Genomic DNA, 23,746 nt, shown 5'->3' on the forward strand with positions numbered 1-23,746 from the left:
TGCCGATGTCGTAGTCTGCGGGGTGGATCGTGCTTGGTGGCGGCGGGGGTTGCTTGTACCTGGAATAGTTGAGCAAGTACGTGAAGTGGCGGAACAATCTAGGTGGAAGCGGTGGATTCTTGGTGACCGAACGTGATGATGCGGTGTCGAAGAGCGCGGAACGGGAGAAGTCGCCCGCACAGGCCGCTCCCGAAGGTGTGAAAGGCGGCAGCTCGGGAAACGGATCGGGTCCACAGAACGTCACCGAGCCGAATTTACAGTCACCGAAGTCCGGTGCAGCGACGGAACCGGCGGCATCCTCCACACCTGATCTCGCGACCGACGTCCAGACGCTGGAGCGGGCGATTTACGAGGTCAAGCGCGTGATCGTAGGGCAGGACCGGCTCGTGGAGCGGATCCTGGTCGGTCTGCTGGCGAAGGGCCATGTGCTGCTCGAGGGTGTGCCCGGTGTCGCGAAGACGCTGGCCGTGGAGACGTTCGCACGGGTGGTCGGCGGCTCCTTCTCGCGTGTCCAGTTCACCCCCGACCTGGTACCCACCGATCTCATCGGTACGCGAATCTACCGACAGGGTCGAGAGGAGTTCGACACCGAACTCGGACCTGTCGTCGCGAACTTCGTTCTCGCCGACGAGATCAACCGGGCACCGGCGAAGGTGCAGTCGGCTCTGCTCGAGGTCATGGCCGAACGGCACGTGTCGATCGGCGGGAAGCGGTACCACATGCCCGACCCGTTCCTGGTCATGGCGACGCAGAACCCGATCGAGAACGAGGGTGTCTACCCGCTGCCGGAGGCGCAGCGCGACCGGTTCTTATTCAAGATCCTCGTCGATTACCCCTCGGTGGAGGAGGAACGAGAGATCGTCTACCGCATGGGCGTCGCCGCACCGGAACCCCACCAGGTACTCGATCCCCAGGAACTTGTCCGTCTCCAGAAGGTCGCGAGCGGCGTCTTCGTCCATCATGCGCTCGTCGACTACGTGGTCCGGGTAATCGCGGCCACCCGTGCGCCGCTCGAATTCGGCCTATCGGACGTCGACGGCTGGGTCGCGTATGGCGCGTCTCCTCGCGCCACACTAGGAATCATTTCCTCGGCCCGTGCCCTCGCGTTGTTGCGCGGCCGCGACTACGTCGTGCCACAGGACGTCCTGGACGTCATCCCAGACGTTCTGCGCCACCGGCTCGTGCTCTCGTACGACGCGCTGGCCGATGAGGTAACCCCCGACGTCGTCATCTCCCGTGTCCTGCAGACGGTTGGCCTCCCGCAGATCGCCGCCCAGCCGACAGCGCCGCCGCCGGTCGCCGGTCACGACGGATCAGCAGCCCAGCCCACGTCGGTACCCGGACCGACGGCGATGAGCCAGTCACGGTGAGTTCGCGTACTCCAGGTGCTGCGGGCGCCGGCTCGCCACCGTCGTTTCGTTCCGGAAGCCTTCGCGACCCGGAGCTTTCGGCTGCGTTGCGGACGCTGGAACTGACCGTCCGGCGTCGACTCGACGGCGTGCTGCACGGTGATCATTTCGGCCTGATCCCGGGTCCGGGCTCGGAGCCGGGCGATGCGCGCGAGTATCAGCCCGGCGACGACGTGCGTCGGATGGACTGGTCGGTGACTGCCCGGACGACGCATCCGCACGTCCGTCAGACGGTGGCAGACCGGGAACTCGAGACGTGGCTCGTCGTCGACCTCTCGTCCAGCCTCGACTTCGGTACCGCGGGCTGTGAGAAGCGTGATCTCGCGGTGGCGGCCGCGGCTGCGGTGACGCACCTGACCAGTGGTGGCGGCAACCGTATCGGGGCGATCGTTTCGACCGGCCATCAGATCACCCGCATCCCGGCACGCGGTGGGCGGACTCATGTGCAGGCGATGCTGCGGCAGATCGCGACGACCCCGCACGCCCCGGACGGGGTGCGCGGGGACTTGCAGGCCGCGGTGGAGTCTTTGCGGCGTCCGCAGCGGCGTCGCGGTCTGGCCGTCGTCATCAGTGACTTCCTGGGGCCGATCGACTGGGAGCGCTCGCTGCGGGCGATCTCGGGCCGCCACGATCTGCTCGGTGTAGAGGTGCTCGACCCGCGAGATCTGGAACTACCCGACTTGGGGGATGTAGTGCTGCACGATCCGGAATCCGGACGGACCCGCGAGTTCACGACCACACCTCAGCTGCGCGCCGATTTCGCGCGGGCGGCGGACGAGCACCGGCTCCAGGTGTCGCAGGCGCTGCGCCGATGCAGCGCCCCACTGCTGAAGCTGCGGACCGATCGGGACTGGATCTCGGACGTCGTACGCTTCGTGTCTGCCCGCAAGCACAGTTTCGGAACAACGATGAATCATGGGCCTCGCAATCGGGGCGCGGGGAATCAGGGGTTGCACCGGTGAGCCTGTCCCAGTTCACGTCACCGTGGTGGCTGCTGTTTCTTCTGGTCGTCATCGCGCTGGTCGCCGCATACGTGTGGGTTCAGCGTCAGCGGCAGAAGCACACACTCCGGTTCACGAACTTCGCTCTTCTCGAAAAGGTTGCGCCGTCGAGGCCGGGACGCGCGCGCCACATTCCAGCCCTGCTCATGGTGCTGGCGTTGGTCTTCTTCACCGTCGCTCTCGCCGGGCCGACCGCGGAGAAGCGGGTGCCTCGCAACCGTGCCACCGTCATCCTCGTCATCGACGTGTCGCTGTCGATGAAGGCGACCGACGTGGCACCGACGCGCCTCGCCGCCGCACAGGACGCCGCGAAGTCGTTCGCGGACGGCCTGACGCCGGGAATCAACCTCGGCCTCGTGTCCTTCGCGGGTACCGCCTCGGTCCTGGTCTCGCCGACGACGAACAGGGAGGCCACGAAGGTTGCGATCGACCATCTGCAGTTGAGCGAACGCACGGCCACCGGCGAGGCCATCTTCACCTCGCTGCAGTCGATCGACACACTGGCCACGGTGCTCGGCGGCGGCGATCAGGCGCCACCTGCCCGCATCGTGCTGCTCTCGGACGGCAAGCAGACGGTGCCGGAGAGTCCCGACGACCCGCGCGGTGGGTTCACGGCAGCGCGGCTGGCGCGGGACAAGAATGTTCCCATTTCGACGATCTCGTTCGGCACGAGCTACGGCACCGTCGAGATCGAGCACCAGCGCATCCCCGTGCCCGTCGATGATCCTTCGCTGCGGGAGATCGCCGATCTGTCCGGCGGCAGTTTCTTCACCGCCTCGAGTCTCGAGGAGTTGCGGGACGTCTACGACACACTCGAGGAACAGATCGGATTCGAGACCACCCGCGGTGACGCGAGCCGACCCTGGCTGGTGCTCGGGGTTCTGTCAGCGACCGCCGGACTGATCCTCGCGTTGGTCCTGCGACAACGAATTCCGTGATCTCCGTTGCACCTTCACATACCTTCCATTCCGTCGGTGCTGAGCAGATAGGTTGATCCCCATGTCTAACTCAAATGTTGCGGACGAGTCTGCAAGGACAGTGTCCACACCGCGCTCGGTACTCGTCACCGGTGGCAACCGCGGGATCGGTCTCTCCGTCGCACAACGACTCGCGGCAGACGGACACAAGGTTGCCGTCACGCACCGAGGGTCGGGTGCGCCCGCGGGACTGTTCGGCGTCAAATGCGACGTCACCGACTCGGATTCCATCGACCGTGCGTTCAAGGAAGTGGAAGCGCATCAAGGCCCGATCGAAGTCCTCGTGGCCAACGCGGGTATTACCGACGACACGCTGATCATGCGGATGAGCGAAGATCAGTTCACCTCGGTCATCGATGCCAACCTCACCGGCGCGTTCCGGGTCGCGAAGCGGGCCACCCGTTCGATGCTGCGTGCGCGTTTCGGGCGATTCGTATTCCTCGGATCCGTCGTCGGACTCGCCGGCGGCCCCGGTCAGGTGAACTATGCAGCCTCGAAGGCGGGCGTGGTCGGCATCGCCCGATCACTCACCCGCGAACTGGGCTCCCGTTCGATCACCGCCAATGTGGTGGCGCCGGGATTCATCGACACCGACATGACTGCGGTGCTTGACGACAAGTACAAGGAAACGATCACGGGCGCCATTCCCTTGCAGCGGCAGGGCAAGCCCGAGGAAGTCGCCGCTGTTGTGAGCTTCCTGGCGTCCGATGACTCGGCGTACGTCTCGGGCGCCGTCATCCCCGTCGACGGCGGCCTCGGAATGGGCCACTAGACCCGCAGTTCCCGGACTCGTTTCATCAACAGGAGGACACCTCATGGGTGGATTGCTCGACGGTAAGACCATTCTTGTCACCGGCATCATCACCGACGCGTCGATCGCGTTCCATGTGGCCAAAGTTGCCCAGGAACAGGGCGCCCGGGTGATCATCACCGGCTTCGGTCGACTTCGGCTGATCGACCGCATTGCCAAGCGTCTGCCGCAACCGGTTCCGCCGGCGCTCGAACTCGATGTGCAGGATCCCGAGCACCTCGGGAGCATCGCCGGGCGCATCCGCGAGCTAGCCCCCGAGGGCATTGACGGTGTCGTGCATTCGATCGGGTTCGCCCCGAGGTCTTGCCTGGGTAATCCGTTCCTGGAAGCACCCTGGTCCGATGTGGGGGTGGCCCTCGAGGTATCCGCCTACTCCTATGCCTCGCTGGCGAAGGCGTTGCTTCCCGTCCTGAACGACAATTCCTCGATCGTAGGCATGGACTTCGACCCCGCCCGCGCGGTCCCGTTCTACAACTGGATGGGTGTCGCCAAGGCCACCCTCGAGTCCGTAAACCGCTACGTGGCAAAGGAAGTCGGCGAACGCGGCATCCGCTCGAACCTGGTCGCCGCGGGGCCGATCAAGACGCTCGCCGCCAAGGCAATCGCCGGGACCGCCACCGACGACGCCAAGCAACTGAACGAACTCAACACCGCCTGGGACGAGCGTGCGCCGATCGGCTGGAACGTCGACGACCCGGAACCGGTCGCGAAGACGGTGTGCACCGTACTGTCCGACTGGCTACCCGGTACCACCGCGTCGATCATCTACGTCGACGGCGGCGCCCACGCGATGGCCGGCTGAGACCGACCCGGAGAGCGTGCCCCGAAACGGCACCACGAAGATGGGCATCATGAGCACTGTGAGTTCAACGGACGAATCCGGGACACGATTCGATGCCCTGCTCGTACTGTCCTTCGGGGGCCGGAGAAACCGGACGACGTACGCCCGTTCCTCGAGAACGTCACCCGAGGCAGGGGAGTGCCGCCCGAACGGCTCGATGCCGTCGCCGAACACTACATGCACTTCGGTGGGGTGTCACCGATCAATGCCCTCAATCGGGACATCATTTCCCGCGTCGAGGCCGAACTGGCAAGTGCCGGAATCGACATCCCGGTCTACTTCGGCAACCGGAACTGGCATCCGATGGTCGAGGACACCGTCGCGCGGATGGCCGAGGACGGCGTGCGGTCGGCCCTCGTGTTTCCCACCTCCGCGTGGGGTGGGTACTCGGGGTGCCGCCAGTACCACGAGGATATTTCGCGTGCTCGGGTTGCGGGAGGCGACAGCGCGCCGGATCTCGTGAAACTGCGGCACTACTACGACCATCCACATTTTCTGGGCGCAGTGGCCGACGCGGTACGTGCTGCCCGTGAGGAATTGCCCGCAGCGAACCGAGATACGGCCCGGGTGGTATTCACCGCCCACTCGATTCCCACTGCGGCCGACGCGACCGGCGGTCCGCCGGATGCGGGCGGTCACCTCTACAGCAGGCAGGTCGCCGAGGCTGCGCGATTGGTGGCACAGGAACTCGGTCTCGGCGACTACGACCTCGTGTGGCAGTCCCGTTCGGGGCCACCACAGGTGCCCTGGCTCGAACCCGACATCGTCGACCACCTCGACGACCTCCACGCCCGGGGAGCGGGCGGTGTGATCGTCGTACCGGTGGGGTTCGTGTCCGATCATCTCGAGGTGGTGTGGGATCTCGACACCGAGGCCAGAGATCGTGCCGCCGAACTGGGTATGGCGTTCGCGCGGGCCGCGACGGCAGGCACCGACGCGCGGTTCGCGCGGCTCGTGGTCGACCTCGTGCGGGAGAAACTCGAGGGCAACACCGCACGCCGCGCAGGTGTCGAGCCACTGCTCGGCGTGGGATGCAATGGACAGCTGTGCGCGCCGGGATGCTGTGCGCTACCCGAGCGCCGACGCCCCGCGAAGTGACGACCGGGCCGGAGAACCGGTAGCCCTGCTGCAGCAAGGCGGCGGCTCGGAGAATGGGATCTCAGGCGCTTGCGGCCGCGGCGCTGTTGACAGCGGAGCTGCGCGCCGAGCGGACTGCCGACCACAGCGGTCGCAGGAGGTCCTCGACGGCTGTGGCCCCGGTCGCGCTCACGGTTCGGCCCGGGGCCAACTTCTCGGCGACCACGAGAATGGCGGCCACCTGATCGGCGGAGTCCATGATGCGGAGCATGCGTGCCGGCACCTCGGAGGGGTAACGGTGTCGTGCTGTCCGGGCGAGTGCGTCCGCGATCAGTTCACGAGGGTCGTCGTCGGAACCGGTGTCGAGGAGTTCGAGGGTCTCGAGCGCCGTTGCCGCGTCGCGAACTGCCTCCCGCATGCAGTATTCGGCCTCACCGAGACCGGTGTGGTGAAGGTCGAGCGGGACTCGGTCGATGGTGTACCCCGTCCACCGCAGCACGTCCGGTCCTTCCACACGCGGAACCAGTCCCAGGCCCGGACTGCCCGGCGCGCCGATCAGCACTCCCTCACCGGCGTCGATCGCCGCGGTAGCGAAGCTTGTTCCTGCCGGGAGACCGCGCACATCTCCCGGCCCGGGAAGCGTCACGTGCAGTCGTGCCCCCGGATCTCCCGCGGCCCGTCGAATGGTCGACAACAGTGCGGCGACGCCGTCGTTGCGGGGATCGGGCCACGGCAATCCGGTGTGCTCCGCCGTCGCTTCGTTCTCGGCGCACACCAGATGCATCGGCGCCCACTCGTGCAGTGCGTCGATGACGTTGTCGGGGGCGCTTTTCCCGGCGAGCCACGAGCTGGCCCACACGGTGAGAGTGGCGCTGGGTGAGGTCACGATTTACGAGCATAGGTCGGCGTGGCGGCGTGCCTGAAACCGAGCCGCTGGCATACGGTCTTCGCCGTGACTGGAGGCGACCGATACGGCGACATCTTTTCCGGGCATCCCCGATCCAGGAAACCGGCGATTCCCACGCTGGCCGCCGAGCGCGACCTAGTGGTCGAAGATGCGAGCACTGGTTTCTGCGGCGCCGTAGTGGGGTTCGAGCGGACGTACGACGGAGATTTCGTACGGTTGGAGGACGCCGCCCGGCGAACCCGGTTGTTCGCGATGCGAGAGGCGGCCTTCCTCATCGACGGTGAGCCGGTGACTCTGGTGCGTCCGGCTCCGACAGCGACCCCGTCGGGGCGGATCTTGTCTGCTTCGGGGTCCACCAAGGTGGAAGGGTTGCGTGCGCGGACGGCCCGGGCGAGCCGCATCTGGGTGGAGGGCGTGCATGATGCCGCCCTGGTCGAACGTGTGTGGGGGCACGATCTGCGCGTCGAGGGTGTGGTCGTCGAACATCTCGAGGGTCTCGACAATCTCGCGGATCGGCTGCTCGAATTCGGTCCCGGTCCGGGTCGGCGCGTCGGTGTGCTCGTCGATCACTTGGTGGCCGGCGCCAAGGAGGCCCACTTGACCCGGGGCCTCGGGCCGCACGTGCTCGTGACCGGGCACCCGTTCATCGACGTCTGGGAGGCCGTCCGCCCCGCTGCGGTGGGTATCGACGAGTGGCCGCAGATCGCACGCGGCCAGGACTGGAAAACGGGTGTGTGCAGGGAGTTGGGGTGGGGAAGCGCTCGCGATGGCTGGCGCCGTGTCTACTCTGCCGTCAACAGTTTCCGCGATCTTCAAGCGCCGCTGATCGGGGCGGTCGAACAACTGGTCGACTTCGTCACCGTCGATTCCGGACATTCTGGTTAGATGGTGTTGTGGCTGCATTGATTTGGCTGGTAGCGGGCGTCCTGCTCGCCGCCGCGGAAGCCTTGACCGGGGACTTCTTCCTCCTCATGCTCGCGGGCGGTGCGTTGGCGACCGCGGGTGTTACGGCGGTTACGGACTTCCCGGTCTGGATCGACGCGTTGATCTTCGGAGTGCTCTCCATCTCACTGATCCTCGGGGTACGTCCGGTGTTGCTGCGGAGGTTCGCGAGTCCGCCACCCATCGCGATCGGGACAGAGGCGCTCTCGGGGAAGCAGGCATTGGTCCTCGAGGAAGTCGCGGAGCACAGGGGGCAGGTCAAGTTGGATAGCGGAGACGTATGGACGGCCCGGCCGCTGGACAGCACCGAGGTGTACCCGCCGGGAACCACCGTGACGGTAATGCAAATTGACGGCGCAACCGCCGTTGTATGGAGAGGACTGTAGATGGAAGCACTCATAGTGCTGATCGTGATCGTGCTGTTCATCGCCTTGGTGGTGTCCAAGTCGGTGGCGCTGATTCCGCAGGCCGATGCGGCGGTGATCGAGCGCCTGGGCCGATACTCGCGGACGATATCGGGGCAGTTGACTTTCCTGATCCCGTTCGTTGACCGCATTCGCGCCAAGGTGGATCTGCGGGAACGGGTGGTCTCGTTCCCACCACAGCCGGTGATCACCCAGGACAATCTGACGCTCAGCATCGACACCGTCGTGTACTTCCAGGTGACCAACCCGCACGCCGCGGTGTACGAGATCAGCAACTACATCGTCGGCGTGGAGCAGTTGACCACCACCACTCTGCGTAACGTCGTCGGCGGTATGACGCTGGAGGACACGTTGACCTCCCGCGATTCCATCAACGGCCAACTCCGTGGAGTTCTGGACGAGGCCACCGGGCGATGGGGCCTGCGCGTCGCCCGCGTCGAGCTCAAGAGCATCGATCCGCCGCCGTCGATCCAGGAGTCGATGGAGAAGCAGATGAAGGCGGACCGTGAGAAGCGAGCCACGATTCTCACCGCCGAGGGGCACCGCGAATCGGCGATCAAGACCGCAGAGGGTGACAAGCAGAGCCGGATCCTCGCCGCGGAGGGGGCGAAGCAGGCGTCCATCCTCAGCGCGGAAGGTGAGCGACAGTCTCGCATTCTGAGGGCTCAGGGTGAGAGGGCGGCCAAGTACCTGCAGGCGCAGGGTCAGGCGAAGGCGATCGAAAAGGTCTTCGCGGCAATCAAGTCCGGCAAGCCGACCCCCGAACTGCTCGCATACCAGTACCTACAGACGCTGCCGCAGATGGCGCAAGGTGATGCGAACAAGGTGTGGATGGTGCCGAGCGACTTCGGGGACGCCCTCAAGGGATTCGCGAAGAACCTGGGTGCGCAGGGCATGGACGGCGTGTTCCGGTACGAGCCGTCCACCACGGACGAGGATCTGCCGAAGCCCGAGGACGATTCGGAAGAGGTAGCGGACTGGTTCGAGACCAAATCCGACCCGACCATCGCCCAGGCGGTTCGCGCCGCTGAGGTCGCGGCCCGTCAGCCGGTCGAGAGCCCTGGGGCTCCGGGGGCTCTGGGCAAGCGGCCCGCCTCAGGCGAGCAGGGTTCGGTCGCCGGTGGACCGGTGCCGGGGCAGCTACCACCGCCGGACAACGCCTGACTCGCGCCCGATACCCGGGATCGACTACGACTGCCCCGTGACTGCTGAAGCCACAGTCACGGGGCAGTTGTCTGTTCGGTCGACAACCCTTGACGGGCGGGCGGTCACCTGAGTTGCTCGTCTTTGCGCATCAGCAGATGGCCACGGCGGAACCGTTCCCCCTCCCGCGGCTCGCGCAGCATCCTGCCGACTTCGGTGAATCCGGTTTCGACCACCAATGTCGCGAGGTCGCCTATCGGCCACCGATAGGCGGGAGCGACCTTGTGGTCGAACACCGTCACCGGATCACTCTCCGACTCGAAGAAGGCGAGCAAGAAGTGGCCTCCCGGCATGAGCACACGCCGGAACTCGGCTATGTACGAGGGCATCTCGTGCGGAGGAGTGTGAATGACCGAGTACCAGGCAACGATGCCTTGCAGTGTTTCGTCGGCCAAGTCCAGAGCGTCCATGGAACCGACCTCGAACCGCAGCCGTGGGTATGTTGCACGGGCGAGGTCGATCATCACCGGTGAGAGGTCGACACCGAAGACGTCCAGCCCATGTCTTCCAGGTGCGCGGTCACCCGCCCAGGGCCGCAGCCGAGATCGGCGACCGGTCCCGGACCGGTGGTCGGTGCTAGCTCAGCGAAAGCAGCGAGTACCGCGCGATCCAATGGGAGACCGTCGAATTCGTCGCGAACGAGTTCGGCATAGCGGACGGCGACGGCATCGTAGGCATCTGCTGTCGCCCGAGCGTGCGGGGAAGGTTCAGTCACAAGGCATGGACACTAGGACCTTGCCATTGCGCCGACGACGGCCAGGGTGAGGCACCACGCCTGTTCGATCCGGCCGTCCAAGTTGGGCTCGTACTGTGCCTTCGTTCTCAGGTGATGAGCGCGTATCCAGTTCCGCACACCGCGGCCGCCCAGAGCACACTCGTGAACGTTCCGATGATGAACTGTTCCGAGGCGTGCGGTTCGCGGAGTTCGGGGTAGCGGGCCAACCCCTTCACCGCCAGGACGATGGCAATCCCCTCCGGCCAGCCGGCGAGTATCGCCGCGGCGACGGCGCCGCGCTCGAGCAGTCCGATGACTCGTCCACCGCGCAGAGGCCCCGCCTCGGGTGGGGTATCGGGTTCTTCCCCCGCATCGGGTTGTCTGCGAGCTATACGGAAGGCGGCCAACACGAGCGGCCCGCCGCCGGTGGTGGCCGCCAACACGGACAGTACAAGCGTCGCACCGAGGGCAAATCCCGTGACGGGCGTGGTAGCGGCCGCGGCGACCGCGGCAACGGCCAGGGCTGCCGCGGCCACTATCGGCGCGGCCAGTCGCGGCACCCACAGCGGACTTCGCGTCACCCCGAGTGCTGGGGGTGCTAGTGCGGCGACACCGAGGGCGATGAGCGAGAGTGTCGTCATCCGTCTGCTCTTTTCAGGAGTCGTTCGGCCAGCCGTCGTCCAGCGATCTCGACTTGCAGGCCTGCGGTGGAGAGGCGTTGAGAAACAGCCTGTTTGCTGATGCCCAGTGCTTGCGCCGCCTCGGTCTGGGTGCGACCTCGCCGTATCTGCTCGACCGCCTCACGCCCCTCGTCGGTGCGCCTGGCGACGACTGTGGCAACGAGGGTCAGCGCGGTGTCCGCGTCCTCGGCGCTGTCGAGGTCGGCGCCCTCCACTGCGACGCGTGCGGGTGCACGTTTGGCGCGTTCGACGGCAGCGCGTGCGAGCTCGAACGCTGGACCTCGCCCCGCACGGGTTTCGGTGGGGAGAGGTTCTTCGGCGGGACCGACCCCGATACCGACACTCCAGTGCTTTCGCGCGACGAGTTCTAGGGCGAGATCGACAACGGTGGCCGGATCGGTGACGACGGCCTGTACTTCGTCGCCTGCAGTGCGCTGGAAGGGGCGGGCGAGATCGTGGTTGTCGAGTTCGCCGATGAGTTTGTCGACGCGGTCTACGTCACGACGACTCCCGCGCTGATCGACCGTCAGTACGAACATTCGTCAAGGCTAAGGACTAGATATTTGGATGTCAAGCACTATGGCTTGACATGGTGGATTCAAGGTTGCCGGGTTGCCAACTCGGTGCCTGGCTCGCGCGCCGGTCGTCGCGAGTCGATGATCAGCCCGACGACTCCGGCAACGATGCACACGCCGGAAAGGATGAGAAACGCCGGCTTCGTCTGCCCGGTGAGGGCGTCGCCGAGGACGACGACACCAACGGTCCCGGGCAGGATGCCCACGGCGGTGGCGAAAACGTACGGGGCCAAGCGGATAGAGGAGACGCCGCAGCAGTAGTTCACCACGGAGAACGGGGCGAATGCGATCAAACGCAGAGAACCCACGGCGAGCCAGCCCCGACGCGCTATCCGCTCGTCTACCCGGCGGACTGTGGGACTCGAGATGTGTCGCCACACCACGTCTCGGCCGACGACGCGCACCACGAGGAGCGCGACAACCGCACTGACCATCGACGCCAGCACGGCGATCGTGATGCCCAACCATGCACCGAACAACAATCCGGAACTCAAGGTGAATACGGTGCGGGGGACCGGCAGGATCGTGACGAGGGCGTGCACCACGAAGAAGACCAGGGGCAAGGTGGGTCCGATCGACTGCGCCCAATCCCTGACCTGAAGAACGGAGGGGTGTGGCGTCAACAGTGCGACGACAACCAGTGCCACGGCCAGTATCGCGACGCCGACAGTCCTACGGTCTTCGAGGCGTCTTTTCACAGGGCACGAGGCTACCTTGATGATCCGCGGAGGGGCTCTACGAGGAAGCGTCAGGTCAGACGGCGCCCTGTGATTGTCGCCTCAGTGCAGACCTGCCCGCCGAAGGTGCCGGTCACCCGGACCACGGACACTGTGCGGCCGGCTCTGGCCACTGCCGGGGTGAAGGCGGCGTCGGAATCCAGGCCGACGGGCCGGAAGTAGTTGATCCGCACGGATGCCGCGTCCATGTCGAGGCCGTTGCGTTTCATGGCAGCGTTGGCGGCAAGGCTCGCCGCGCACGCCTGGACACCGCCGTGCATATACCCCCGCTTGTTCGAGATCAGGGGATTGGGTGGAATCACGATTCGCACCGCAGGCCCGTCCTCGATCCGCCCGCCGATCCATTCGAGCGGGGGGATTCCTTCTGCCGGAAATTCCGGAAGTTGCGAGGCATTCGAAGAGGAAGCCCCCGAATCACGGCCGGGATCGTCCACGAAGTTGCCCCACAGGGTGCCGGTGGCGATCAACGTGCCCGAGGCGTCGAACACCTGCGCGCCGGCGGCACCGCCGTCCGCGGTGAGCGTGAGCAGTCTGCCCTCCGCCCGCAGCGCAGATCCCTGCCAGCGCCTGGGGGTCAGGATGTCGATCGACAATTCCGCGGTGACGATTCCGGCACGTCCGCCGCGCTTGTCCCACAAGGTGAATCCCAGAAGATCGTCAAGGAGAACGCCGAGCACGCCGCCGTAGGAGGTCTCTTCGGTGTTCGGCCCGATCGCCCCGATGTCCATGCTCATTCGATTGAGTGGTTCGCCACAGTCGTCGACGCCCCTGACCGGTCGGCCGAGTCCGAACAACCGCCGTGTGACACTGTGATCGGTGGCTGTCGGTTCTCGCGCAGTACGCATGTCCAGAGGTTATGCGCCAAAGAGTGATCCGCACGATAGGAGGCGTCGAAGTGCGGCTAGCATCACAGTCAAGCCAATATACTGATCGATCGCTCATCAGGATCGTCCACAGGGAGAGGAAGCCGACACCGTGTCGATAGCTTCAGAGACCGAGGAAGCTGCGCGGGCGTACGCGGACTGGCAGCGCGCAGTGGCCGGTGTCCTCGCGAAGTCGCGTCGGATCGACGCTGCGGAATTGGGTACGGATCCCCAGAAGTTCCTCGAAACGGTCACGTACGACGGCGTCACCGTCGCGCCGCTCTACAGCCCACGCGATGAGCGGCCGGAGCAGCCGCTGCCCGGCACCTTTCCCTACGTTCGCGGCGTTGACGCTACTCGCGACGTCAACACAGGCTGGTTGGTCAGCGGCCGATTTGGCGACGGCAATGACGCGGCCGCCGTCGCGGATGTCAACCGGTCGATCCTCGACTCCCTGGAGAACGGTGTCAGCGCGCTGTGGCTCGCCGTCGGTTGCGGCAATCTGCCGGTCCGGTCGCTCGAGTCGGCGCTCGACGGTGTGCTCCTGGACCTCGCACCGCTGACGCTCGACGCCGGATCCGATGTCGCACTGGCGGCGCGGGCGCTGTTTGCACTACTCGATATGCGAGCTGGTGCGGGCGGCGGTGCATCCGACCGTTCCGCGACCCGGATTCAGTTGGGTGCGGCGCCCCTGACGAGCGACTTCTCCGGCGCGGCGGATGTCGGGTTGGACGAGGCGGTGGCGCTCGCGGCCGAGGCATCGGTGCGCACCGAGAACGTACGCGCGATCACGGTGGACGGCACAGCGTTTCACAACTCAGGAGCCTCCGATGCAGAGGAACTCGGCGCATCGATCGCGGCCGGACTCGAATACCTGCGGGCACTGACCGCGAGTGGGCTGACCGTCGAGCGGGCGCTGGGACAGGTCGGCTTCCGGTACGCCGCCACCGACGACCAATTTCAGACCATCGCCAAATTCCGTGCGGCGCGACAGGTCTGGGCGCGCATAGCCCAGGTGTGCGGCGCTCCCGACTGCGGAGGCGCTCCGCAGCACGCGGTCACGTCGGCGGCGATGATGGCGCAGCGCGATCCGTGGGTGAACATGCTGCGCACCACGCTCGCCGCGTTCGGTGCCGGCGTAGGTGGAGCAGATGCCGTCACGGTTCTGCCGTTCGACGCCGCATTACCGGCAGGGGCCCTGGGAGTGTCGAAGACGTTCGCCTCCAGGATCGCTCGCAACACCCAGTTGCTGTTGCTCGAAGAATCGCACCTCGGGCGGGTGCTCGACCCAGCCGCAGGATCCTGGTACGTCGAGGAACTCACCGGACAGGTCGCGACGAAGGCGTGGGAGTTCTTTCAGCAGATCGAGGCCGCCGGCGGCTACCGTGCCGCGCGTGAATCGGGGCTGATCGCCGACCGTATCGATTCCACGCGCGCGAGGCGGGAGTCGGATATCTCGCATCGCCGGACCGCCGTCACCGGTGTCAACGAGTTCCCCAACCTCGCCGAGCCGCCGCTACCGCCGGGTGCCGCAGAGTCGAGCCGGGTGGCCCGGTGCGCGGCGCCGTTCGAGGCGTTACGCGACCGCTCGGATGCCTACCTGGCGGCGAACGGAGTGCGGCCCGCCGTGGTCCTGGCTCCGCTCGGACCGGTCGCCGAACACAACGTGCGGACCACGTTCAGCGCGAACCTGCTGGCGTCGGGCGGGATCGAAGCCGTGAACCCGGGACCGCTGACGATCGGTGACGGCAGTATCGCCACCGCCGCCAAGGGATCCGGAGCGTCGATCGCAGTGATCTGTGGCACGGACACGCGGTACGCGGACGAGGCCGCGACTGCCGTGGAGGAATTGCGCGCCGTGGGAATCGACACGGTCTTGCTGGCCGGTCCTGAAGCAGTCGTTGCCGGCACCGACGGCCCCGCGCGGCCCGACGGATTCGTCACGTCCCGCATCGACGCGGTCTCGGTCCTGTCCAGTCTGCTCGACACCATCGAGAGCTCGAGCGTCGCCTCGGGCGCTGCAGGGAGCAAGAAGTGACAACTCGTGAGGTCAAGAACGTTATCGGCAGTTTCGCCGAAGTGCCGCTGGAGGATCCCCAGTCCCCGCAACCGGCCGCTCCGACGAAGGAACAGGCGGATGCGCTGATCACCGCCGCGGCGGCGGCGCACCACTACACACCCGAAGAGGTGGTGTGGTCCACCCCCGAGGGCATCGACGTGAAGCCGGTCTACACCAAGGCCGACCGGGACGCCGCCGAGGCCGAGGGTTATCCGGCGGGCAGTTTCCCGGGCGCGGCCCCCTTCCTGCGCGGCCCGTACCCCACGATGTATGTGAACCAGCCGTGGACGATCCGTCAGTACGCGGGCTTCTCGACGGCCGCTGAATCGAATGCCTTCTACCGGCGCAACCTCGCGGCCGGCCAGAAGGGGTTGTCGGTGGCGTTCGATCTCGCGACGCACCGCGGCTACGACTCCGATCACCCGCGAGTACAGGGTGACGTCGGAATGGCCGGGGTTGCGATCGACTCGATCCTCGACATGCGTCAGCTCTTCGATCACATCCCGCTCGACAGGGTCAGCGTCTCGATGACCATGAACGGTGCCGTCCTGCCGATCCTTGCGCTGTACGTGGTGGCCGCGGAGGAGCAGGGCGTTGCACCCGAGCAGTTGGCCGGAACCATTCAGAACGACATTCTGAAGGAGTTCATGGTCCGCAACACCTATATCTATCCGCCGAAGCCGTCGATGCGGATCATCTCCGACATCTTTGCCTACACCAGCGCGAAGATGCCGAAGTTCAACTCCATCTCGATCTCCGGGTACCACATCCAGGAGGCGGGGGCGACCGCCGATCTCGAACTCGCCTACACCCTTGCCGATGGTGTGGAGTACATCCGTGCCGGACTCGACGCCGGCATGGAGATCGACAAGTTCGCGCCCCGCCTGTCGTTCTTCTGGGGTGTCGGCATGAACTTCTTCATGGAGGTTGCGAAACTGCGCGCGGGGCGCCTGCTGTGGAGCGAGCTGGTCGCGAAGTTCGAACCGAAGTCCGCGAAATCGTTGTCGCTGCGCACTCACTCGCAGACATCGGGGTGGTCGCTCACCGCCCAGGACGTCTACAACAACGTGGCCCGCACCTGCATCGAGGCGATGGCGGCGACGCAGGGACACACCCAGTCGCTGCACACCAACGCCCTCGACGAAGCACTTGCCCTGCCGACGGACTTCTCCGCCCGCATCGCCCGCAACACACAGTTGCTGCTGCAGCAGGAGTCGGGAACGGTGCGCCCGATCGACCCGTGGGGCGGTTCGCATTACGTCGAATGGCTGACGCATCAGTTGGCGAACCGGGCGCGGGCGCACATCGCCGAGGTGGAACGGGCGGGCGGCATGGCGCAGGCTATCGGTGAGGGCATCCCGAAACTTCGGATCGAAGAGGCCGCGGCACGCGCTCAGGCCCGTATCGACTCGGGCCTGCAGCCGCTCATCGGCGTGAACAAGTACGTGCCCGACGAGGCAGACGAGATCGAGGTCCTCAAGGTCGAGAACTCGCGGGTCCGTCAGGAACAGCTGGACAAACTCGCGCGGCTGCGCGCCGATCGGGATCCCGACGCCGTTGACGCGGCACTCGCCGAACTGAGCCGCGCCGCGGCCGCCACGGCGGGTGGCATGGAGAACAATCTACTGGCCCTGGCCATCGATGCGGCTCGCGCGAAGGCCACGGTCGGCGAGATCTCCGACGCCCTCGAGAAGGCGTTCGGACGTCACCAGGCCGAAATCCGGACCATCAGCGGTGTGTACCGGGACGAAGCCGGAAAGGTCGCCAACATCAGTAGGGCAACGGAACTCGTAGAGAAGTTCGCGGAGGAGGAGGGTCGCCGCCCGCGTGTCCTGGTCGCCAAGATGGGGCAGGACGGCCACGATCGCGGACAGAAGGTGATCGCCACGGCATTCGCCGACATCGGATTCGATGTAGACGTGGGGCCTCTTTTCCAGACACCGGAAGAGGTTGCCGCCCAGGCTGCCGACAACGACGTCCACGTGGTCGGGGTGTCGTCGCTGGCTGCCGGCCATCTCACCCTGGTACCCGCGCTGCGAGAAGCTCTTGCTGCGGTAGGACGCCCCGACATCATGATCGTGGTCGGCGGTGTCATCCCGCCCGGCGATTTCGCGGAGCTGTACGAGGCGGGTGCGACCGCGATCTTCCCACCAGGAACGGTCATCGCCAATGCCGCCAGCGATCTGGTCGAGAAGTTGGCCGCGCAACTCGGCCACGACCTCGGTGCCTCGGATCCCAGCGGTAAACCGGAATAGCATGGGGCGTCAGCCAGTTGACATCGACGCCCTGGCCCGGGCCGTGCGCGGCAATCAGCGCGCCGGGCTGGCGAAGGCAATCACACTGATCGAGTCCACCAGGACTGATCACCGGGCGGCGGCGCAGAAGTTGCTTCTCGAGCTGCTGCCGGAATCAGGGAATGCGCACCGGGTCGGCATCACCGGTGTTCCCGGTGTGGGCAAGTCGACGTTCATCGATGCTCTGGGGATGTACCTGATCGGCAGGGGGCACCGGGTGGCGGTGCTCGCAGTCGATCCGTCGTCGACCCGCACCGGCGGGTCGATTCTCGGCGACAAGACGCGGATGGCGCGTCTCGCCGTCGAGAAGGACGCCTACATTCGCCCGTCGCCTACATCGGGAACGCTCGGTGGTGTCGCGAGTGCGACCCGGGAGACGATCGTGCTGCTCGAAGCCGCCGGGTTCGACGTCATTCTGGTCGAGACGGTGGGCGTCGGGCAGTCGGAGGTGACGGTGGCCAACATGGTGGACTGCTTCTGTTTCCTCACACTTGCCCGCACGGGCGACCAATTGCAGGGCATCAAGAAGGGCGTGCTCGAACTCGCAGATCTCGTTGCCGTCAACAAAGCGGACGGCACGCACGAGAAGGAAGCGAGGGGCGCCGCCCGCGAACTGACGGGGGCTCTGCGGATGATCCATCCGCACGATGCACTGTGGAAGCCACCCGTCCTGACGACGAGCGGTTTGGAGGGAATCGGTCTCGAGGAATTCTGGAACACCGTGTGCAAGCACCGTGAGGTGCTCAGCGCCGCAGGGCAGTTCGAGGAAAACCGTCGACGCCAGCAAGTCGACTGGTCGTGGACCATGGTCCACGACCAACTGCTGCGGCGGCTCGAGACCAATCCCAGGGTCAAAGCGATTCGCGCGGAGATCGAACAGCAGGTGCGGTCCGGATCACTCACGGCCGCACTGGCCGCCGCAGCAATCCTCGAGGCTTTCGACGACACCGAAGGCTCGGCCGACTGACCCGCTAGCGGGACCCGACGGATTTCGCGAAGCGTCCGACCCGGTCGATGAGATCGTCGAAGAAGGTGTCCGGGTCGGTGCTCACCGCGATATCGGCGTTCGGTTCCCGGTTCCAGTGCCCGACCCAGTCCGCGACCGTCGTTCCCCGTGTGAGCCGGCCGTCCAGTTCGACGTCGACGGTGGCCGGGCGAGTCCGGACCAGACCTGGGTTCAATGCGACCGCCGCCGCGAACGGGTCATGCATGTGCGCGATGAAACCTTGGTCGTGGGTGCGGTGGAAGTCCATGTAGAACCGGATCGCGTCGGACAGGTGCCGGATCACCGGATTCGACGCGCGCGAGCGGACATCCGGGCCGTCGTCGGGGGAGATGATTTCCGCGGGAGTACTACCGGCCTCTTCCGCAAGTCTCCGGACGTGGTGCGGTGTCATCTCGATCGTCTCGGTGACGCCGAGTCCACACAGGATCGGGCGCCGGCCCTCCGGCGCCCCCGAGAAGGCATCGAAGACCTCCTTGGCGGCCTCCGGATCCACCGACACGTTCCATTCCGCGGTGGGGGTGGTGTTGCCGGGGTAGTTGAACGCGCCACCCATCACGACCAGCCGGTGCAGCAGGTGCGGCAGTTCCGGTTCTGCACGGATGGCGTGGGCCAGGTTGGTCAGTGGTCCCGTCGCCAAACCGGTGAGTTCCCCGGGGTGTTCGCGGACGGACTCGACCCACAGTGCGGCCGCGTCGCGCGTCGACAGTGCGCGGCCGGAGTCGGGAAGGACGGCATACCCCACGCCCTGCGGGCCGTGGGTGTCCTCGGTGGTTCGTAGCGGTGTGACGAGGGGGACCGGGGCGCCGAGTGCTACCTCGATGTCGCGGGCCCGGCACACCTCGAGCCAGTTCAAGTTGTTCGCGGCCACCTGTGCGGCGGGCACGTTCCCCGCGGTACTGGCAATCCCGACGATCTCGACTTCGGGGCTGGCCAACAGGTACAGCAGCGCGAGGGAGTCGTCGATGCCAGTATCGACGTCGACGATCAGTCGCCGAGTGCTCATGCGGAAGCTGCCAGGGTGTTGTCGCATATCGTCACAGGGCCATTGTCCACGGCGGAACAAATTGCTGAACGGGACGCTCGTCACCCCGCCTTCCGTAGGCTGGTGACCTTAGCGGTTCCCTACGGCTGAAGCCGGGGGATTTCAAGCTCAGACCGCACACGCACCCGACCCGGAGGAGGGATGCACGTGTCTTACATCGTCGACACTTGTGTGGCCCCGTTCTGCCACAGCCAGAATCACTCTGGCGGCGTTGCTGTCCCGGTCGTCGGTGTGTCCGCAGCATCGGCACAGGAAAGTGCGTTCGTCGAGTTCGAGTTGCTGCTTGGCTCTCGCGAAACACCTCGAACACGTCATCGTCGTGTACGCGGGCCCCACCAACACCACCTTCCGGCCAGCCCGCACGGCGCGGTCGACAAGTTCTCGTTTCGCCGCACCGATCGCGGCGTCGGCGGCTTTACGGGCCATCGTCGACTTCGCCAGGAACTTCGGTGTGAAATCCTCCACCGCGATCAGCGCATGGTTGTCGGCGACCTGTTTGGCCCATACCCGCGAGTCGTGTCGGGTTTGCCGGGCCGCCCTCTTGTGCAGACGCGCGGCCTCACGTTTGGCCCGCAAGTATCCGTTCGACTGGGGACCACGTCTACCACTGTGCCGCCGCGCCATTTTCCGTTGGGCTTTCGCCAGCTCGGCGGCACACCGCTTCCGGTGCCCGAGATACGGCAGGTCATAAGCGCCGTTGGTGGTAGTGGCCGTGGTGGTGACACCCCAATCCACACCGACCACGGCCTCGGCCACAGGGACCGGTTCAGGGGTGCGGGACACCACGAACGAGGCGTACCAATGCCCCAGCGAATCCTGGTACACGCGCACCGAGGTCGGCCCGGACGGCAACCCCCGCGACCAGACGACCGGGATCGTCACACCCTTCGGCAGCACGAGCCTGCGATCTCGGATCGAGAACCCGCGAGTGGTGTACTCGAGCGACGGAAACACCTTCTTCCGCGACTTCACCTTCGGTCGCCCACGGCCTTTCACCGTGAACGAGTGGCTGAGGGCCTGCCCGTAGGTGCGGAGCATCTGTTGCTGGGCGTTCTGGGAACCAGACCTGAGCCATGCGCTCTTGCTGCGGGCTTCGGTGAGGAGCTTCGACAGCTTCCCGAATGTCGGCTTGTTCCCCGACCTGTGTTGGTGGACAGCCTCGTTCCACAGGAATCGGCAACGATGCCACTCGTCGAGCAATGCGCGTTCAGCCTGCACACCAGGGCGCAGCCGGTAGGTGTAGCGCACCACTTCTTCAACCACAACCGGAACCTAATCGACACCACCGACACAAGAGGAGAATGCCCATGTCGGACGCAGTACCTGACCACCCTTTCCTCTCCACGGCTAAAGCCGAGGGTTTCCAGGGCGGTGTTCGATGACCGGATGGGTGGCGGGGGACATCATCGATCAGCAGGGCCGGACTCTTGTCGTGACCGGCGCGAACAGTGGCCTCGGGGCGGAAGCGACCAAGGCCTTGGCGAGAGCGGGCGCCAACGTGATCCTGGCGTGCCGAGATGTCGAGAAGGGTCGCGCGGTCGCGGAGCCGCTTGGAGAGCGCGCCAAGGTACGACGACTCGACCTCGCGGATCTGGCGTCGGTTCGTGAGTTCGCCGAGTCGATCGACTCGGTCGACGTGCTGGTGAACAACGCGGGAGTCATGGGGGTTCCGCTGCGCCGCACCGTCGACGGGTTCGAGATGCAGATCGGCACAAATCAATTCGGCCACTTCGCATTGACGGCCCTGCTGCTCGGCAAGGTCCGCGAGAGGGTCGTGACCATGGCGAGCATCATGCACAGGATCGGCACGATCGAACTCGACGATCTCAACTGGGAGCATCGCAAGTACCGGCGGTGGCCCGCGTACGGGCAATCGAAACTGGCCAATCTGTTGTTCACGTACGAGTTGCAGCGTCGGCTCGCGGCCTCGGGTTCGAAGGTGAAGGCACTCGCGTCGCACCCGGGATACGCGGCGACCAACCTGCAGTCCCACACGGAAACGGTCCAGGGCAGGCTCCTGTCCCTTGCCAACCCGGTGATCGCACAGTCGGCAGAAATGGGCGCGCTGCCGATGCTGTACGCGGCGACGGTCCCGGATGCCGGCGGCGGCAGCTACGTCGGCCCGTCGTCGATGTTCGAGACCCGGGGCTACCCGAAAGTGGTCGAATCGAACGGGAAGGCGCACGATGAAACCGTTGCTCGACAACTGTGGTCGTTGTCAGAGCAGCTCACTGGCGTCAATTTCGATTTCGGAGGATGACCGCGATGGCGATCGAGCGACTCAATCACGCGGTCCTGTACGTGTCCGACTTGCAGCGCAGCCTGGCGTTCTACCGCGATGTGCTCGGGTTCAGGGAGTTACCGGGCGGGTTTCCCGGTGGGGCGTTCCTGCAGGCGCCGGACTCGGCGAACGACCACGATCTGGGTTTGTTCCAGAGTCAGGATCCGACCAGTCAGGTGACGTCGGGAAACGTCGGGCTCTACCACCTGGCGTGGGAGATCGACACGCTCGCGGGCCTGGCCGAGATGCGCAACCGCTTGGTCACGGCGGATGCGCTGACCGGGTCGAGCAACCACTGCTCGACCAAGGCGGTGTACGGGCGCGACCCGGACGGAATCGAGTTCGAGGTGTGCTGGCTGGTGCCCGACGAACTCGTGATGGACGAACTAGTTCCTGCGCAACCGCCCACGCGTTCGCTGGACATCGACGCGGAGATCGCCCGCTACGGTGCCGACACCCGAGGGGGACCGCGCAGCGACCGTCATCTGTGGGAGCGGGTGTTCGCCGCGCGCGATCGTGGTTGACCTGCGCGATGTCACCGAGTCGCGGGTTCACTCCCAGACGGGTCGGTCTTCGCCCCACGGCCGAGCCGGAAACGGGTAGTCGGCGTACTCGAAGAGCGCGGGGCGGGCGCTGAACAAGTTGCCGTGCTCGACGAGGCAGGAGGCGTCGGGTGCGGCCGCCGCAGCGGGTGTGGCGACGCGGTCCCCGGCACCGAGCAGGCAGGCGGCGGTGCGGGCAAGGGACACCTCGACGGTGCGCATTCGGCCGTCGCGCCGCACGGCGGTGAGCGCGTCGATGATGCCGGCGGCGAGAAGATAGCCGGTCGCGTGATCGAGGGCCTGGGCGGGTAGCGCGCCCGGTGTGCCGTGAGCACCCTCGACCAGGGAAATCCCAGAGGCTGCCTGTACGATGCTGTCGAAACCACGCCGCTGGGCCCACGGGCCGGCAAAACCCCAGGCGCACAACCGTGCCCGCACCGGGGGCGCAGGCAGGGCGGCGAATACGTCGTCAAGGGCTCCCGGACGGTACCCGGACACGACGACGTCGGTATCGGCCAACAGGGCGGCGAGGATGGCGCGGCCGTCGCCGGAGTGGATATCGAGCAGGGCGGTTCGCTTCCCCTGACCGGTGTCGCGATGCTGGATGTCGATTTCCGGGATCGCAGGTGGGTCGATCCGCAGGACGTCGGCACCGAGCAGGGCGAGGGTCCGGGTCGCGACGGGTCCGGCGATGACCCGCGTCAGGTCGAGTACCCGGACACCCGCGAGTGGACGGTCCGAGTCCACCCGAGCCGACCGCGGTTGAGCGGTGTCCCCGTGTGAGGTGGTGTGCACGAGGTGCCCGGAGGCGGCGGCCCGGCCCGCGGGGTCGGCTGCCCATTCGGACTCCGACCGAACCCAGGCGGCGACGGCCTGCGCGCCGGCGGCGAGGTCTTCGACGTCCTGCGCGGTCATCGTCGCGACCCGCGCCGCGAGGGCGGATCGGTCTGCGTCATCGGGCAGGTCGAGCGATGCGAGCAGTCGACTGCGGTGATGCGGATAGTTGGCGTGGGTGCGCACCCAGCCGTCGGCGGTCGCGAGGAATCCAGACAGTTCCGCGAACCCGGGCACCGGAGAACCCGCCACGCGTAGCAGGCGGTCGCTCGTGAACGATGCGGCGATGCGATCTGGGTGCAGATGCCACCTGCGGGGCTCCCGACCGTCGGCCACGAGACGGCGGTCGACCGCTGCCGTGAGTGCCGCGACGGATCCTGCGGCGAGAGCGAACACTGGCAGACGTGCCGCGAGGTAGTCGCCGCGATCCCCACAGCAGATCCGGGCGGGGTCGGTGGTTACACCGGCTCCACGGTCGTAGTCGCGCAGCACCCGACCGAACGCACTCATCGCAACCTCGCCTCG

23 protein-coding genes and 1 pseudogene are annotated in these 23,746 nt (G+C 66.2%); 14 read left to right on the top strand and 10 right to left on the bottom strand.

All coding sequences use genetic code 11. The annotated features are described in order from the left end of the window. Positions 1 to 122: 122 nt before the first annotated feature. From BFN03_RS07650 to BFN03_RS07675, 6 genes and pseudogenes are all read left to right on the top strand, one after another. Positions 123 to 1,370 (top strand): AAA family ATPase, encoded by a 1,248-nt coding sequence (locus BFN03_RS07650; RefSeq protein WP_442971869.1) that lies wholly within the window; start codon positions 123 to 125, stop codon positions 1,368 to 1,370. Further along, complete coding sequence (locus tag BFN03_RS07655) at positions 1,367 to 2,371, top strand: DUF58 domain-containing protein (RefSeq protein WP_070378518.1); 1,005 nt, start codon at positions 1,367 to 1,369, stop codon at positions 2,369 to 2,371. The genes BFN03_RS07650 and BFN03_RS07655 overlap by 4 nt, the downstream gene beginning before the upstream one ends. After that, on the top strand, positions 2,368 to 3,348 hold the full coding sequence (locus BFN03_RS07660) for a VWA domain-containing protein (RefSeq protein ID WP_070378519.1): 981 nt from the start codon (positions 2,368 to 2,370) through the stop codon (positions 3,346 to 3,348). Before BFN03_RS07655 ends, BFN03_RS07660 begins: the two co-directional genes overlap by 4 nt. Before the next feature lie 61 nt (positions 3,349 to 3,409). Continuing rightward, a complete protein-coding gene (gene fabG1 / locus BFN03_RS07665; RefSeq protein ID WP_070378520.1) occupies positions 3,410 to 4,159 on the top strand; it encodes a 3-oxoacyl-ACP reductase FabG1 in 750 nt (249 codons plus the stop codon). A 43-nt stretch (positions 4,160 to 4,202) separates the two neighbouring features. After that, positions 4,203 to 5,000: an NADH-dependent enoyl-ACP reductase InhA gene (inhA, locus tag BFN03_RS07670; protein WP_070378521.1), complete on the top strand. Its 798-nt coding sequence runs from the start codon at positions 4,203 to 4,205 to the stop codon at positions 4,998 to 5,000. Positions 5,001 to 5,040: 40 nt separating this feature from the next. Further along, a pseudogene (locus BFN03_RS07675) lies at positions 5,041 to 6,137 on the top strand (ferrochelatase). 61 nt (positions 6,138 to 6,198) lie between these two features. On the opposite strand, the gene BFN03_RS07680 reads toward BFN03_RS07675, so the two are convergent. After that, entirely contained in the window at positions 6,199 to 7,002 is an 804-nt protein-coding gene (locus BFN03_RS07680) for a hypothetical protein (protein WP_070378522.1), read from the bottom strand. 66 nt (positions 7,003 to 7,068) lie between these two features. Here BFN03_RS07680 and BFN03_RS07685 point away from each other — a divergent pair, with 66 nt between their 5' ends. The 3 genes from BFN03_RS07685 to BFN03_RS07695 are packed head-to-tail and all read left to right on the top strand — an operon-like array spanning position 7,069 to position 9,554. Continuing rightward, positions 7,069 to 7,908, top strand: coding sequence for a DUF3097 domain-containing protein (locus tag BFN03_RS07685; RefSeq protein WP_070380710.1), 840 nt, complete (start codon positions 7,069 to 7,071; stop codon positions 7,906 to 7,908). Positions 7,909 to 7,916: 8 nt separating this feature from the next. Then, positions 7,917 to 8,351, top strand: a complete 435-nt coding sequence (locus BFN03_RS07690) for an NfeD family protein (RefSeq protein ID WP_070378523.1) — start codon at positions 7,917 to 7,919, stop codon at positions 8,349 to 8,351. Beyond that, on the top strand, positions 8,352 to 9,554 hold the full coding sequence (locus BFN03_RS07695) for an SPFH domain-containing protein (protein ID WP_070378524.1): 1,203 nt from the start codon (positions 8,352 to 8,354) through the stop codon (positions 9,552 to 9,554). Positions 9,555 to 9,658: 104 nt separating this feature from the next. On the opposite strand, the gene BFN03_RS07700 is transcribed toward BFN03_RS07695, so the two are convergent. The 6 genes from BFN03_RS07700 to BFN03_RS07720 all read right to left on the bottom strand — a co-directional run bounded on the left by BFN03_RS07700 (position 9,659) and on the right by BFN03_RS07720 (position 13,145). Beyond that, a complete protein-coding gene (locus BFN03_RS07700; RefSeq protein WP_332309189.1) occupies positions 9,659 to 10,057 on the bottom strand; it encodes a class I SAM-dependent methyltransferase in 399 nt (132 codons plus the stop codon). Further along, entirely contained in the window at positions 10,057 to 10,308 is a 252-nt protein-coding gene (locus tag BFN03_RS20795; RefSeq protein ID WP_232320465.1) for a hypothetical protein, read from the bottom strand. Before BFN03_RS20795 ends, BFN03_RS07700 begins: the two co-directional genes overlap by 1 nt. Before the next feature lie 107 nt (positions 10,309 to 10,415). Then, the gene (locus BFN03_RS07705) at positions 10,416 to 10,949 is read right to left on the bottom strand and encodes a hypothetical protein (RefSeq protein ID WP_070378525.1); all 534 of its coding nucleotides are present in this window, start codon (positions 10,947 to 10,949) and stop codon (positions 10,416 to 10,418) included. After that, on the bottom strand, positions 10,946 to 11,527 hold the full coding sequence (locus tag BFN03_RS07710) for a hypothetical protein (RefSeq protein WP_070378526.1): 582 nt from the start codon (positions 11,525 to 11,527) through the stop codon (positions 10,946 to 10,948). The genes BFN03_RS07705 and BFN03_RS07710 overlap by 4 nt, the downstream gene beginning before the upstream one ends. A 59-nt stretch (positions 11,528 to 11,586) precedes the next feature. After that, entirely contained in the window at positions 11,587 to 12,261 is a 675-nt protein-coding gene (locus BFN03_RS07715; protein WP_070378527.1) for a TVP38/TMEM64 family protein, read from the bottom strand. A gap of 50 nt (positions 12,262 to 12,311) precedes the next feature. Continuing rightward, positions 12,312 to 13,145, bottom strand: a complete 834-nt coding sequence (locus tag BFN03_RS07720; protein WP_070378528.1) for a hotdog domain-containing protein — start codon at positions 13,143 to 13,145, stop codon at positions 12,312 to 12,314. Between the two features lie 130 nt (positions 13,146 to 13,275). Between BFN03_RS07720 and BFN03_RS07725 the strand changes: the two genes are divergently transcribed. From BFN03_RS07725 to meaB, 3 genes are read left to right on the top strand one after another with little or no spacing between them, the layout of a single operon-like run. Further along, positions 13,276 to 15,201: a methylmalonyl-CoA mutase family protein gene (locus BFN03_RS07725; RefSeq protein ID WP_070378529.1), complete on the top strand. Its 1,926-nt coding sequence runs from the start codon at positions 13,276 to 13,278 to the stop codon at positions 15,199 to 15,201. Then, positions 15,198 to 17,477, top strand: a complete 2,280-nt coding sequence (gene scpA, locus BFN03_RS07730; RefSeq protein WP_070378530.1) for a methylmalonyl-CoA mutase — start codon at positions 15,198 to 15,200, stop codon at positions 17,475 to 17,477. Before BFN03_RS07725 ends, scpA begins: the two co-directional genes overlap by 4 nt. 1 nt (position 17,478) lies before the next feature. Then, positions 17,479 to 18,483 (top strand): methylmalonyl Co-A mutase-associated GTPase MeaB, encoded by a 1,005-nt coding sequence (gene meaB, locus BFN03_RS07735; protein WP_070378531.1) that lies wholly within the window; start codon positions 17,479 to 17,481, stop codon positions 18,481 to 18,483. Between the two features lie 4 nt (positions 18,484 to 18,487). Here the strand turns inward: meaB and BFN03_RS07740 are convergent, their stop codons facing one another. Both BFN03_RS07740 and BFN03_RS07745 read right to left on the bottom strand, forming a co-directional pair. Then, positions 18,488 to 19,525, bottom strand: a complete 1,038-nt coding sequence (locus BFN03_RS07740) for a nucleoside hydrolase (protein ID WP_070378532.1) — start codon at positions 19,523 to 19,525, stop codon at positions 18,488 to 18,490. 147 nt (positions 19,526 to 19,672) lie between these two features. After that, complete coding sequence (locus BFN03_RS07745; protein WP_070378533.1) at positions 19,673 to 20,827, bottom strand: RNA-guided endonuclease InsQ/TnpB family protein; 1,155 nt, start codon at positions 20,825 to 20,827, stop codon at positions 19,673 to 19,675. A 115-nt stretch (positions 20,828 to 20,942) separates the two neighbouring features. Between BFN03_RS07745 and BFN03_RS07750 the strand changes: the two genes are divergently transcribed. Both BFN03_RS07750 and BFN03_RS07755 read left to right on the top strand, forming a co-directional pair. Then, entirely contained in the window at positions 20,943 to 21,824 is an 882-nt protein-coding gene (locus tag BFN03_RS07750) for an oxidoreductase (RefSeq protein WP_070378534.1), read from the top strand. Positions 21,825 to 21,829: 5 nt separating this feature from the next. After that, positions 21,830 to 22,369 (top strand): VOC family protein, encoded by a 540-nt coding sequence (locus BFN03_RS07755; RefSeq protein WP_070380711.1) that lies wholly within the window; start codon positions 21,830 to 21,832, stop codon positions 22,367 to 22,369. Positions 22,370 to 22,396: 27 nt separating this feature from the next. Here BFN03_RS07755 and BFN03_RS07760 read toward each other — a convergent pair whose 3' ends face one another. Beyond that, entirely contained in the window at positions 22,397 to 23,731 is a 1,335-nt protein-coding gene (locus BFN03_RS07760) for a CoA transferase (RefSeq protein WP_084385540.1), read from the bottom strand. Positions 23,732 to 23,746 lie beyond the last annotated feature (15 nt).

The organism is Rhodococcus sp. WMMA185 (genome assembly GCF_001767395.1).
Lineage (GTDB): Bacteria > Actinomycetota > Actinomycetes > Mycobacteriales > Mycobacteriaceae > Rhodococcus_F.

What these genes read in the sequence shown, in the direction of transcription:
- BFN03_RS07700 (WP_332309189.1), bottom strand. Translation starts at nt 10,057, where the DNA reads ATGATCGACCTCGCCCGTGCAACATACCCACGGCTGCGGTTCGAGGTC.
- BFN03_RS07720 (WP_070378528.1), bottom strand. Translation starts at nt 13,145, where the DNA reads ATGCGTACTGCGCGAGAACCGACAGCCACCGATCACAGTGTCACACGG.
- BFN03_RS07750 (WP_070378534.1), top strand. Translation starts at nt 20,943, where the DNA reads ATGACCGGATGGGTGGCGGGGGACATCATCGATCAGCAGGGCCGGACT.
- BFN03_RS07695 (WP_070378524.1), top strand. Translation starts at nt 8,352, where the DNA reads ATGGAAGCACTCATAGTGCTGATCGTGATCGTGCTGTTCATCGCCTTG.
- BFN03_RS07705 (WP_070378525.1), bottom strand. Translation starts at nt 10,949, where the DNA reads ATGACGACACTCTCGCTCATCGCCCTCGGTGTCGCCGCACTAGCACCC.
- inhA (WP_070378521.1), top strand. Translation starts at nt 4,203, where the DNA reads ATGGGTGGATTGCTCGACGGTAAGACCATTCTTGTCACCGGCATCATC.
- BFN03_RS07760 (WP_084385540.1), bottom strand. Translation starts at nt 23,731, where the DNA reads ATGAGTGCGTTCGGTCGGGTGCTGCGCGACTACGACCGTGGAGCCGGT.
- fabG1 (WP_070378520.1), top strand. Translation starts at nt 3,410, where the DNA reads ATGTCTAACTCAAATGTTGCGGACGAGTCTGCAAGGACAGTGTCCACA.
- BFN03_RS07740 (WP_070378532.1), bottom strand. Translation starts at nt 19,525, where the DNA reads ATGAGCACTCGGCGACTGATCGTCGACGTCGATACTGGCATCGACGAC.
- meaB (WP_070378531.1), top strand. Translation starts at nt 17,479, where the DNA reads ATGGGGCGTCAGCCAGTTGACATCGACGCCCTGGCCCGGGCCGTGCGC.
- BFN03_RS07755 (WP_070380711.1), top strand. Translation starts at nt 21,830, where the DNA reads ATGGCGATCGAGCGACTCAATCACGCGGTCCTGTACGTGTCCGACTTG.
- BFN03_RS07710 (WP_070378526.1), bottom strand. Translation starts at nt 11,527, where the DNA reads ATGTTCGTACTGACGGTCGATCAGCGCGGGAGTCGTCGTGACGTAGAC.